At 64.0% G+C, this 11,981-nt stretch carries 11 protein-coding genes; 4 read left to right on the top strand and 7 right to left on the bottom strand.

Annotation, left to right across the window (positions count from 1 at the left end):
• The first annotated feature begins 28 nt into the window (after positions 1 to 28).
• Both ACO2Q4_RS04965 and ACO2Q4_RS04960 read left to right on the top strand, forming a co-directional pair.
• Positions 29 to 1,573, top strand: coding sequence for an MFS transporter (locus ACO2Q4_RS04965; RefSeq protein WP_423317705.1), 1,545 nt, complete (start codon positions 29 to 31; stop codon positions 1,571 to 1,573).
• Positions 1,570 to 1,956, top strand: a complete 387-nt coding sequence (locus ACO2Q4_RS04960) for a nuclear transport factor 2 family protein (protein WP_423317703.1) — start codon at positions 1,570 to 1,572, stop codon at positions 1,954 to 1,956. Before ACO2Q4_RS04965 ends, ACO2Q4_RS04960 begins: the two co-directional genes overlap by 4 nt.
• Positions 1,957 to 2,081: 125 nt before the next feature.
• Here the strand turns inward: ACO2Q4_RS04960 and ACO2Q4_RS04955 are convergent, their stop codons facing one another.
• The 7 genes from ACO2Q4_RS04955 to ACO2Q4_RS04925 all read right to left on the bottom strand — a co-directional run bounded on the left by ACO2Q4_RS04955 (position 2,082) and on the right by ACO2Q4_RS04925 (position 9,918).
• Complete coding sequence (locus ACO2Q4_RS04955; protein ID WP_423317701.1) at positions 2,082 to 4,214, bottom strand: TonB-dependent siderophore receptor; 2,133 nt, start codon at positions 4,212 to 4,214, stop codon at positions 2,082 to 2,084.
• A gap of 160 nt (positions 4,215 to 4,374) precedes the next feature.
• Positions 4,375 to 5,178, bottom strand: coding sequence for an ABC transporter ATP-binding protein (locus ACO2Q4_RS04950; RefSeq protein ID WP_311759349.1), 804 nt, complete (start codon positions 5,176 to 5,178; stop codon positions 4,375 to 4,377).
• Positions 5,175 to 6,221 (bottom strand): FecCD family ABC transporter permease, encoded by a 1,047-nt coding sequence (locus ACO2Q4_RS04945; protein ID WP_423317699.1) that lies wholly within the window; start codon positions 6,219 to 6,221, stop codon positions 5,175 to 5,177. The genes ACO2Q4_RS04950 and ACO2Q4_RS04945 overlap by 4 nt, the downstream gene beginning before the upstream one ends.
• A complete protein-coding gene (locus ACO2Q4_RS04940) occupies positions 6,218 to 7,258 on the bottom strand; it encodes a FecCD family ABC transporter permease (protein WP_423317697.1) in 1,041 nt (346 codons plus the stop codon). Before ACO2Q4_RS04940 ends, ACO2Q4_RS04945 begins: the two co-directional genes overlap by 4 nt.
• Positions 7,255 to 8,253: an iron-siderophore ABC transporter substrate-binding protein gene (locus ACO2Q4_RS04935; RefSeq protein WP_423317695.1), complete on the bottom strand. Its 999-nt coding sequence runs from the start codon at positions 8,251 to 8,253 to the stop codon at positions 7,255 to 7,257. The genes ACO2Q4_RS04940 and ACO2Q4_RS04935 overlap by 4 nt, the downstream gene beginning before the upstream one ends.
• A 208-nt stretch (positions 8,254 to 8,461) precedes the next feature.
• Complete coding sequence (locus ACO2Q4_RS04930) at positions 8,462 to 8,740, bottom strand: SH3 domain-containing protein (protein WP_311759352.1); 279 nt, start codon at positions 8,738 to 8,740, stop codon at positions 8,462 to 8,464.
• 188 nt (positions 8,741 to 8,928) lie between these two features.
• Positions 8,929 to 9,918, bottom strand: a complete 990-nt coding sequence (locus ACO2Q4_RS04925; RefSeq protein ID WP_311759353.1) for a sugar-binding protein — start codon at positions 9,916 to 9,918, stop codon at positions 8,929 to 8,931.
• Between the two features lie 252 nt (positions 9,919 to 10,170).
• On the opposite strand from ACO2Q4_RS04925, the gene ACO2Q4_RS04920 reads away from it, so the two are divergent.
• Positions 10,171 to 10,926, top strand: coding sequence for an ATP-binding cassette domain-containing protein (locus tag ACO2Q4_RS04920; protein WP_311759354.1), 756 nt, complete (start codon positions 10,171 to 10,173; stop codon positions 10,924 to 10,926).
• Positions 10,923 to 11,921 carry an ABC transporter permease gene (locus ACO2Q4_RS04915; RefSeq protein ID WP_311759355.1) on the top strand — a complete coding sequence of 333 codons (999 nt, stop codon included), beginning with the start codon at positions 10,923 to 10,925 and terminating at the stop codon, positions 11,919 to 11,921. Before ACO2Q4_RS04920 ends, ACO2Q4_RS04915 begins: the two co-directional genes overlap by 4 nt.
• Positions 11,922 to 11,981 lie beyond the last annotated feature (60 nt).

The raw sequence follows: 11,981 nt of genomic DNA, 5'->3' as shown, positions 1-11,981 counted from the left end.
CAGTTGCCGATATTGAGCGGAGACCGACATGCCAGTGCCGCATCACGCTTCAGCGGGCCGCGAACAGTGGCTCGGGCTTGCCGTCCTTGCCCTTCCGACCCTGCTGGTGTCGATGGACATGACAATCCTTCATCTCGCCACACCCTCGCTCAGCGCGGCGCTTCGCCCGACCGGGCAGGAGCTGCTGTGGATGGCCGACATCTATGGCTTCCTGATGGCTGGGGCACTTATTCCCATGGGGGCGCTTGGCGACCGCATCGGCAAGCGCCGGTTGCTGCTGGGCGGATCGGTCCTTTTCGGGCTGGCATCGGTTCTGGCGGGTTTTTCCGGCAACGCGGCGATGCTGATCGGCGCGCGGGCGATTTTGGGCGTCGCCGGGGCCATGCTTCTGCCCTCGACCCTGGCTATGATCCGCGGCCTGTTCCTTGTGCCGCGCCAGCGCAGCATCGCCATCGGGATCTGGACCACCTGCTTTACGCTGGGCGGCGTGATCGGCCCTCTTGTGGGCGGGTTGCTGCTTCAGCATTTCTGGTGGGGCTCGGTCTTTCTGGTTGGGGTTCCGGTCATGGCGATCTTGCTGGTGCTGGGCCCGGTTTTCCTGCCCGACATCCGCGGGTCCGAGGACCACCCGGTCGACGGGGCAAGCGTCCTCCTGTCGATGCTGGCCGTGCTTGCCATCGCCTATGGCGTCAAGCACCTCGCCGAGGTTGGCGCGACGGCCACGGCCCTGGCAGCCTTGCTGACCGGGGGCCTTGCCGGCTGGACCTTCATCCATCGTCAGGGACAACTGGCGCATCCGCTGGTCGATCCGGGTCTGTTCAGGAAAGGGGCCTTCGCCGCGGCACTGGGCGCAAACGTGATGGCGCTTTTCGCCTGGGTCGGGGCCTCGCTGCTGGTTGCGCAATATCTGCAACTCGTCATCGGGCTGACACCGATGATCGCGGGCTTATGGTCCATTCCCCCGGCGATTGCCTGTGTCGCCGGGTGCCTTGCCGCGCCTGCCGTCGCCCGGCATGTCGCGGCAAAGACCGTCGTCACCGTCGCTTTGCTGATCGTGGCCGCCGGATTTGCCTTGCTGGCGGCGCTTGCCCCCGGTCTGGGACTCTTCGCGGTCATTTCCGGCATGTGCGTTCTGGGCCTTGGCGTGGCGACCATTATCACCCTCGGCACCGATCTCATCCTGACAACGGCACCTGCCGACAAGGCGGGCGCGGCCTCGGCGATTTCCGAGACGGGGGCCGAGCTTGGCGGAGCTTTCGGCGTCGCGGTGTTGGGCAGTGTCGGCGTGGCCGTCTACCAAGCGGGGGTTGCCGTCCCCGAAGGGATTGACGCCGACCGGGGCATGGCAGCGAAAGCCACCTTGGGTGCGGCCGTCGAACTCGCCGCCGCCCTGCCGGGGCCCAGCGGCGCGGCCTTGCTGGCCTCTGCCCGGCTGGCTTTCGAGCGCGGCCTTGTCCTGGCCTCGGCCATGGGGTTCTGCATCCTGCTTGGCACGGCCATCCTGTTCGCATGGACCAACCTGCGGCGCAGCCCTTCGCAGGCCGCCAGTCGAAGCAAAGGAGTGACCAAATGACAATGGCGCAGAGAGAGCGGGAAATTCACGCATTGATTGCCGACTGGACCGATGCGATCTGCAAGGGGGACATCCAGCGCGTGCTGAAGGATCGGACGGACGACATCGTCATGTACGACGTGCCAAAGCCGATCCAATCGATCGGGATCGCGGCCTATGAAGCAAGCTGGAAGCTGTTTTTCGACCACAACCCGCCCGGGCTGGATTGCTTCAGCTTTCGTGACATCCAGATCGTCGCTGGCGAGGATGTCGCCTATGCGTTCGGGCTGCTCATCATCGGGGGCGGGGACGCGCAGTGCCGGCTAACCCTTGGGTTGCGGCGGGTCGATGGGGCATGGAAGGTGACGCATGAACATCACTCCATGCCGATCCTGCCTGGGTGATGGCGGGCCGAGGCCTCCCAGCATGATCAGGCGGTAATCGGCAAAGCCTGCGGGCGGATGGAGTTGCAATTCAGGTCGCCGTCGCCATCGGTTCAATCCCGATGGCGACGGCATTTCGTGAACCCTTAGAAGCTGTGGCGCAGCGTGGCCTGGATCGCACGGCCGGGGTTATAGTAATCCGCCGTGCCGCTGCCGACGACATATTGCTCGTCCAGCAGGTTGCTCACGTTGATCGCGATCTCGGTATTGTCCTGCACCCGATAGGTGAAGGCGGCGTCCAGCGTGGTCATCGCCTTGCTCTTGCCGCTGTCATTGGTCGCGTTGAAGTAATACGAACCAAGGTAGCGCGCGCCAAGGCCGAAGGTCATGTCGCCGCGGGCTTCGTTGCCCGGAACGGTATAGTTGACCCAGATCGAGGCGATGTGGTTCGGGACCGAGGCGAACTCGTTGCCCGAGATATCCGTACCGCGCGAGTCACCGCGCACCACTTCGGTATCGAGGTAGGAATATGAGGCGAGGACGCTGATGTTCTCGTCAATCTCGGCCTTGCCCTCCAGATCGAAGCCGCGCACGCGGGTCTCGCCGATGACTTCGCGGGTGATGGTGCCATCATCCTGCACGACCGCGATGGTCACGTCCTTCTTGGTCAGGTCATAGACCGAGGCCGAGAACAGCGCGTTGATCGCCGTCGGCTCGTATTTCACGCCGACTTCGTATTGTTCGCCGCGTTCGGGCTCGACACCGATCACGGGCGGCGCGACGGATTCGACATAGCTGACATAGGTCGAGATTTCGGGCGTGACCTTATAGGTCAGCGCACCGCGCCACGAGGTTTCCGAGAAATCGTCGCTATCGTCGGTGCCGGCAAGCGAGTCGGTCGCGTCGACGTCCATCCAGTCGTGGCGTACGCCGACGGTCGCGATGAAGCGGTCATCGAATGACAGGTTCTCCTGCAGGAAGACCGATTGGGTCGAGTAATCCGTGTCGGTTTGCTGATAGGCGACAAGGCCGGTCGGCGGGCCGCTGAAGACCGGGTCCGCAATGTCGATCGGTGCCGCGGCGCCGTAATAGGACGTGCTGGAGGTCGAGGCGTCGCGGAATTCGACGCCCGCCAGCGTGCTGCTGTCGATATTGTCAAAGCTCGCGTCGTATTTCAGGATCGCGTTGCCGATCAGCTCCTGGGCATCGCTGTCCGAGCTGAGCGCAAAGCGCGAGATCTCGGTCCCGACACGACCGGCATAGTCGTAGAGATAGACATAGCCGTAATTGTCGGTCAGGTCGCTGTAGCGCAGGTTCGCCTGCAGGCTCAGGCCGTTGCCGAAATCATGCGACAGCATGCCGGTGATGCTGCTGCGCTCGACATCGTGGTAGTTGAAATCGGGCTCGCCGAAGAAGTCGCTGCGGTCGTATTCGCGGTCGAGCGGATAGCCACCGCTGTTCGGCGTGCCGTCCCGCTTCAGATAGTCCAGCACGACGCTAAGCGTTGTTGCGTCACTCGGCTTCCAGGTCAGCCCGCCCATCAGGAAGGTCTCGTTGTCCTTCGAGTGGTCATATTCCAGTTCGCTGTCCTGCACCTTGGCGGTGAAGCGATAGGCAAGCGTCTCGTCCGCGTTCAGGGTATTGCCCATATCCACGCCGATCTCGGCATGGTTGAACGAGCCATAGGACAGGTAGGTATCGGCGAACTGCTCGAATTTCGGGGTCTTGGTCACGAAGTTGACCGAGCCGCCCGGATCCGACGTCCCGAACAGGGTGGAGTTCGCGCCGCGAATGACCTCGACCCGCTCATAGGCGAAAGGCTCCTCGCGCACGCCGCGCATCGAGCCGAGGGTCAGGCCGTCGCGATAGGTCGTCGCCTGATAGCCGCGGATCAGGAAATAGTCGTTGCGGTCGTCCGAACCGTAAAAGTCGGTGACGACGCCGGGGGTATAGGCCAGCACCTCCTCAAGCGTTTCGGCGTCGCGGTCCTGGATCTCTTTCTGGGTGATGACGGATACCGAGGCGGGCGTGTCAAGAATGCTGGTCGCAACCTTGCCGCCGACCCAAAGTTCGCGCGCGACGATCGAGTTCGCGTCATCATCCGCCGAGCCCTGCGCGTTGATGATGACGGGCGACAGCCGGTACGCTGTCGTCTCGGTCGCATCCGTCGCTTGCTGTGCGAAGGCAGGTGCCGCGACGATCGCCGTGCAACCCAAAAGGACGGTGGTCAGGCACCCCCGTGAAACGCGCGCGAGACCGCTGAACTGATTATCAGGCATCCTGAGGATCCTTTTCAGAGTGAATTAGTAGGATTTGTCACGGGAGCGTTAGCTCCAGGCCCCGACCGTTGCAAGGCCGGCGGGATGGTCTTTGGCTGGGCTTGGCTTCTTGGCGTTCTCTGTTGCTAGTTCGCAACAGATTCGGGCGATGTTGCCGGTGTCACTGGGCCAGCCGGTGACGCCCGATCGGCAGAATCAGCGGCTTGCCCGAGATCGGGTCGGGAATGACGCGGCTGCGCAAGCCAAAGACCTGCAAGACATTTTCCACCGTCAAGACCTCTTCCGGCGGACCGAAGGCGTGCAATCTGCCCTTGGCCATGGCGACAAGGCTGTCGGCATAGCGCGCCGCCAGATTAAGGTCGTGCAGCACCATGACGATGGTGATGCCCCTTGTCTGGTTCAGGTCGGTCAGCAGGTCCAGCACCTCGACCTGATGGCTGACATCGAGGAAGGTCGTCGGCTCGTCCAGCAGCAGCAGCTCGGTTTCCTGCGCCAGCGCCATCGCGATCCAGACCCGCTGACGCTGGCCGCCGGAAAGTTCGTCAACGGCGCGGTCGGCAAGATCGGCGATCCGGGTGACCTCCAGCGCGGTCGCAACCGCCTCGTCATCGCGCTTGCTCCAACGCGACAGAAGACCGTGATGTGGATGACGCCCGCGCCCGACCAGATCCGCGACGGTGATCCCCTCGGGCGCGATCGGCGCCTGCGGCAGCAGGCCCAGACTGCGCGCAAGTTCGCGCGTGGGATAGCGGTGGACAGATTTTCCGTCCAGCAGGACCTGGCCCTGGCTGGGCGTGATCAGCCGCGACATGGTCCGCAGCAGGGTCGATTTGCCGCAGCCATTCGCGCCGACGATGGCGGTGATCCGGCCAGAGGGCACGACCAGATCCAGATCGTGCAGGATGGTGCTGTCGCCATAGCCTGCGGTCAGGTTCTCGGCCACGAGGCTTTTCGAAGCGGTCATAGGGAACCTCCGGCGCGGTTCACCCGCACGATCAGATAAAGCAGGTAGGGCGCGCCAAGGGCGCCGGTGACGATGCCGACCGGATAGCGATGTGGCAGCAGGAACTGGCCGATATAGTCCCCGCCCAGCACCAGCGCGGCCCCGACCAGCGCCGACGGGATCAGGATCGAGCCGTTCGGCCCGATCAGCCGCGAGGCGATCGGCCCCGAAAGGAAGGCAACGAAGGCAATCGGCCCCGAGATCGCGGTCGAGACCGAGATCATGCCCACCGCGCAGATGATGACGACGATCCGCGTCAGCCCGACCTTGACCCCAAGCGCGGCGGCGGTGTCGTCGCCCATGCGCAGCGCCTCAAGGTCGCGGCCACGGGCCAGCAGCAAGCCACCAAAGACGACCAGCGCGCCAAGCACCGGCCAGGCCTGGCCAAGCTGCGCGCCGTTGACGCTGCCGGTCAGCCATCGCAAGGCCTCTTGCAGATCCCACGACGCGGCCTGCGACAGGATATAGGCGATGAAGCTTTCGATCATCGCCGCGACACCGATCCCGACGAGGATCAGCCTTGTCCCCGCCACGCCATTCTTGAAGGAAAGGCCATAGACCAGCAGCGCGACCACAAGTCCCGCGACAACCGCAAAGACCGCGACCGATGAACCGTCCAGCCCCAGCATCACGATGGCAAAGACCGCCGCGGCGCTGGCGCCATAGCTGATGCCGATGATGTCCGGGCTGGCAAGCGGATTGCGCAGCATGACTTGGAAGGCGACCCCGCCAAGGCCGAAGCACATCCCGGTCAGCACCGACAGGACCGCGCGTGGCAGGCGCAGGTGGCCGACCGTGAAGCTGGCGCCCTGGACGTTCTCGCCCATCAGGACGCGCAGCGCCTGCCCTGGCGGCGTGAAGGACTGGCCCAGCATCAGCGTCAGCGCGAAGACCGCCAGCAGCAGCAGGACAAGTCCCGCCACCACGCCCCGCCAGCGGCGTGCGCGGTGATGGCGTGCGGCGGATACGGCGCGGGCGAGTGTGGGTTGGGATGCGGCGATCATAGCTCGCGCACCCGCTGCCGACGGACGATCCAGATGAAGAACGGCGCCCCGACAAAGGCGGTGACGATGCCGACCGCAAGCTCGCTTGGCCGGGCGATGACGCGGCCGGTCACATCGGCAAGCAGCAGCAGGCCGGCACCGGTCAGGGCCGAAAAGGGCAGCAGCCAGCGATGATCGACGCCGATCAGCAAGCGGCACAGATGCGGGACGACCAGCCCGACGAAGCCGATCGGACCACAGGCTGCGGTCGCTGCCCCGCAAAGCAGGATCGCGCCAAGCGCCGACATTCCCCGCGCCAGTGCCACGTTCTCGCCCAATCCAGCCGCAAGGTCGTCGCCCAGGGCAAGCGAGTTCAGCTTGCGCGCCGAAAGGAAACTGATCGCGAACCCTGCGACAAGGAAAGGCAGCACCTGCTCGATGCTGGCGAAGGTCGCGCCGCCGACCCCTCCGACCTGCCAGGACCGCACCCCGCCCGCAATGTCGTTCCGGGGCAGGACGACGGCGATGGTGAAGCTGGAAAACGCGATCGAGGTCGCGGCTCCCGCCAAGGCGAGCTTCAGCGGCGTGGCCCCACCCTTCCCCAGCGAGCCGATGGCATAGACGAAAACCGCCGTCAGTGCGGCGCCAAGGATCGCGACCCAGACGAACATCTGCGCGTTGGTCATTCCGAACCACGCAATGCCGATCACCACCGCAAGCGAGGCGCCCTTGTTGACGCCCAGAATGCCCGGATCCGCAAGCGGATTGCGGGTGACGCCCTGCATGATCGCGCCGGAAAGGCCAAGCGCTGCGCCTGCCAGCGCGGCAAGGATGGTGCGCGGAACGCGCGCCGCGACGGCCGCCTGGGCGATCGTTTCAGTCCGGCCCTGCAGCGCGGCAAGGATGTCCTGCCAGCCGACAGCGCGCGTGCCGACTGCGATCGACAGAAAGCCCAGCCCCGCCACGACCGCGACCAGCAGCGCAAGCGCCGTCGCGCGAAACGCAAGCATGCGGCCCGCGCCGGACCGCATCGGGGGATTCCCTGCCAGCATGGTCATTCCGCCTTGCGCGCGGCCTCGGCGAGTAGGGCGACATAGTCGTCCAGCACCCAGGAGATCGAAAGCGGCGTCGGGTTCGCGGCGGTCCCGACCGGGTTCGAGCCCAGCATGACCACGGCGTCATTCGCAATCGCCCGCATCTTGGACGCCAGTGGGTCGGTTTTCAGCGGCCCCAGCAATTCCTGCCCGCCATAGGTCACGAAGATATCGACATCGTCGAAGACATCGATCTGCTCGGCGCTGACCTCGCCCGCGAACTGGCCCGGCTTCGTCGCCGCGACCACGCTTTTGGGCGAATGCAGGCCGAGATCCTCGAAGAATTTCACCCGCGTGTCATTGGCGGTGTAAAAGCGCACAAGGCTCAGGTCGGTCGGATCGAGATGGGTGATGAACATCGCCTTCTTGTCCCGCAGCTCGGGATGGCTCGCGACGGCGGTGTCGATCTTCGTCTCGATGCTGCCGATCAGCGCGTCGCCCTCGGCCTGCATGCCCAGGCCCGCGCTGTTATGGCGGATCATCTCGCGCCAGTCGGTGGACCAGGGCGAATCCGGATAGGCGACGACCGGCGCGATCATGCTGAGCGTGTCGTAATCCGACTGGCTGAGACCGGAATAGGCGGCCAGGATTACATCTGGTTCGGTCGCGGCCACGGCCTCGAAATCGATGCCGTCGCCTTCGTCGAACAGGACGGGCGTTTCGGCCCCAAGCTCCTTCAGCCGCTGGGCCACCCAGGGCAGCAGCCCGTCGCCATCGCTGTCGCCGAAGGTCGCCGCGGCAAAGCCCACCGGGACCACGCCAAGGGCCAGCGGCACCTCGTGATTGGCCCAGGCGACGGTCGCGATGCGCTGGGGCTTGGCCTTGATGACGGTGGTACCCAAGGCATGCTTGATCGTGATCGGGTATCCGCTTTCCTCTGCCAGCGCGGCACTGCCCGAGACAATGGCCGACACAAGGACAAGGGCGGATGCGGTTTTAAGGATATGTGCGAAGATCATGACCGGCGCCGAACAACTGACTGTTTAAGTCGGCTTTTCACTTTCCGGCGGCCTCGTCAAGCGCAAGTGTCCGACTGTTCTGTCGAATGTCGACGCGCCCGGTCCCCTTGCCGCCGCAAGGCGAACCGGGCACGCAGGGCCCGGATACAGTCTGCCAAGGCTTGTTGCGCGCGGGTGATCAGCGCACCCCATAGCCCTGCACCAGATCTCACCGATCCGACAGGTAGTCCGCCGACACGTAGCCCGAGACACCCGGCTTGGCGGCCAGAGAGACCCTGCACCACAGTTTTCCGGCTTTGGTGACGCAGTCGTGGCGCTTCAGCCGCGTTCCATCGGGAAGACCGACGATGATCTTGTATTCAAGTCCGGGCCCTTCCCGAAGCTTCAAAAGCTCGTCGGGCCCGGCACCCTTGACCACGGTGCCCGGACTGACCGCGCAACCGGCGACAATCGTGATAGCGAGAAAAGCGGCAAAATATGTTCGCATTATCCGACCTGAATTGTTTCGGTATCCCTATATCACCGTCGTGCCAAAATACAGCAGGGCGCGACCGGGATAGGGATACAAAAGGGCTTAGCGGCGGGGATCCGCTTCGCCCACCGCTTTGGCGCATCGCGGCCGGAGAAATGGCGTCGGGCAGGTCAAAGCCCCACCCGCCGCGCATTGTAGCAGTTTCAGTTCTTGGCGCAGAACCCGGCGTCTTCGCCGTTGCAGACGTCAAGACCGGTGAAAAGCGGGTCTTCCACGGTTTCGCCCTTGATCAACTGGATCATCACATCCGGTGCCTTGTAGCCCATTTCGAACGGGCGCTGGCCGACCTGCGCGTGGCTGCGCCCGTCGCGGAAGGCCTGCGTCTGGGGCGGCAGGGTGTCCCCGGCGATGATGATCAGTTCCTTGGACTTCAGCTTGTCCATCACCTGATCGGTCACCTGCGCATAGGCTTGCGGCGCGAACTGCGCCCAACCGCCGATCAGGATGAAGGCGTCAAGGTCCGGGTTCGCGGTAAAGGTATCCGCCATCTGCTGGTTGGCCAGATCGGCTTGGTCATTGGTATAGACCGGGCAGCCATCGATCTCGGTCCAGCCCTTCTGGCCGGTCAGGCGCTCGATGCCCTTCTCGCCGCTGGCGGTGTCGCGGAAGCCCTGCGCACGCGCGTTGATATTGGCCGCGCCGACGTTGCCGAGTTGCAGGCAGACGCTGCCGCCCTCGGGCTTCAGCTTCGCGGCTTCCTCGGCCATCTTGACGCCCATCAGGTAGTTGTCGGTGCCTAGATAGGTCTTGCGCAGGGAATGATCGGCCTCAAGCAGATCGGCATCGATGGTCATGACGGGAACGCTGGGGGCCAGTTCGCGAAGCCGCGTGGCCATGGCCGGGGCATTCGAGGGCGAGATCGCGATGGCGGCCACCCCCTTGGTCAGCAGATCATCGACGATCTGGACCTCTCCCGCCTCGTCCGCCGAAGAGGCGGGGCCGGTATAAAGGCAGGCATATTCCGAATCCGCATTCTCGGACATCCACTTCTGGCAGCCGAGATTGATCTGCTCGAAGAACGGATTGTCGAGGCCCTTGACCACGATGGCCAATGTCTTCTTGTCCTGCGCAAGCCCGGCCGTCGCCGAAAGCGCAAGCGTCGCCACACCGACCCATAGTCCGAATTTATTCATTTTACCCTCCCAGATAACATTTTCCTCCGGCTTCTGCTGAAGTCGGGGTCTTTCATGCCACCGTCGGAGCGCGGCGTTTAATTATTTAGCTATATCTGCCGACACCCGATGATCGGGTTTTTCGGCCTTTTCAGAATGTCGCCGGCTAATTTCTTCGCTCACCCGGGTGCCATGCAAAGATAATATTTGCCGCCGATATTGAGTCAACTATGTTTGACTTGGGGAATATGCACCGCCACGCGGGAGGCACGGTTGGCAAGGTTGCGACTGACAGACATCGCCAAGCACTTCGGTGCGATACAGGCGCTGGGGGGCGTCTCGCTTGACCTTGAAGAGGGTCAGGTACTGGGCCTGATGGGGGATAACGGCGCGGGCAAATCCACTTTGGTCAAGATCATTGCCGGGAATTTCGGGCCCACCCATGGCAATATCGAGATGGATGGAATCCCCTGCGCATTCCACCATCCGCGCGATGCGCAGCGCGCGGGAATAGAAGTGGTCTATCAGGATCTGGCGCTCTGCAATAATCTGACCGCCGCCTCGAACGTTTTTCTGGGGCGGGAATTGATGCGCCATGTCGGCCCTGTAAGGATCATCGACTATCCCGCGATGTTTCGCCGGTCAGCCCAATTGTTCGCCCAGTTGAAATCGGAAACCCGCCCCCGCGATCTGGTGCGGCGCATGTCGGGCGGGCAACGCCAGGCCGTCGCGATCGCGCGGACCCTGCTTGCCGAGCCCAAGGTCGTCCTGATGGACGAGCCAACAGCCGCGATCTCGGTCCGGCAGGTTGCCGAGGTGCTGGACCTGATCCGCCGGTTGCGGGACCGCGGCATCGCGGTGATGCTGATCAGCCACCGGATGCCCGACGTCTTTGCCGTCTGCGACCGCATTGCCGTGCTGCGGCGGGGCAAGAAGGTGGCGGACCTGTGGACCAAGGACACCAGCCCCGAGGAGATCACGGCCCTGATCACCGGGGCGCTGGACACCCGGATGGAGGCCATCGCATGACGCCGTCGCTGGAACAGGCGATCGAGCAGCGCCAGCATCGCAGCCTGCTTGCCCGGCTGATGGGATTGCAGGTGTTCTGGGTCTTCGTTGCGGCCGTTCTGGCCTGCCTGATCCTGTCGCTGGCGACCGACACGTTTGCGACCCCGCGCAACCTTTTCAACGTGACCCGCAACTTTGCCTTTGTCGCGATCATGGCGGTGGGCATGACGACGGTGATTTCATCCGGCGGGATCGACCTGTCGGTCGGGTCGTCGGTCGTGCTATCGGCCGTCGTCATCGGGGTGGCCATGTCGTCGGGCCTGTCCTTCTGGGTGTCGGCGCTGCTGGCCATTGGCGCCGCGCTGCTGGTTGGTCTCATCAACGGCCTGCTGATTGCCTATGTCGGCATTCCGGCCTTTGTGGTGACATTGGGGATGATGTCCTTTGCCCGCTCGATGGGGCTGGTGCTGTCGAACAACCGGATGATCTATGAATTCGGCCCCGACCACGCGCTGCTTCTGGGACTGGGCGGCGGCCGGGTCGCGGGGATTCCGAACCCGGTGATCGTGCTGGCGGCAATCGCGGTCGTGATCGCCATCGCCTATCGCTGGACCCGCTGGGGGCAATATGTCTTCGCAATCGGTGGAAACGAACAGGCCGCCATCCTGACCGGCATCCCGGTTCGGCTGATGAAGGTTTCCGTCTATATGTTCTCGGCCTTTACGGCCGGAATCTCGGGAATACTGATGGTGGGCTGGCTGGGAAGCGTCACCACCAACCTCGGCACGTCGATGGAGCTGACGGTGATTGCCGCGGCGGTGATCGGCGGCGCCAACCTCAGCGGTGGCGAGGGGTCGGTTTCGGGTGCGATCATCGGTGCGCTGCTGATCGAGGTGATCCGCAACTCGCTGATCCTGCTGGGCATTTCCACCTTCTGGCAGGGCGCGTTCATCGGCTGCTTCATCGTGGTCGTGGTGGCGTTCGACCGCATAAAGATATTGCGCAACCCGCAATAGGCCCGGCCCGGGGATTGCCGGCGTGTGCCCGGAGATCCTTGCGCCAGATCAGACCCTTGC

It is taken from the genome of Paracoccus sp. KR1-242, assembly GCF_049446195.1.
GTDB lineage: Bacteria > Pseudomonadota > Alphaproteobacteria > Rhodobacterales > Rhodobacteraceae > Paracoccus > Paracoccus broussonetiae.
The sequence above is the reverse complement of the archived record's forward strand: the minus strand, read 5'-3'. Positions and strand labels throughout refer to the sequence as shown.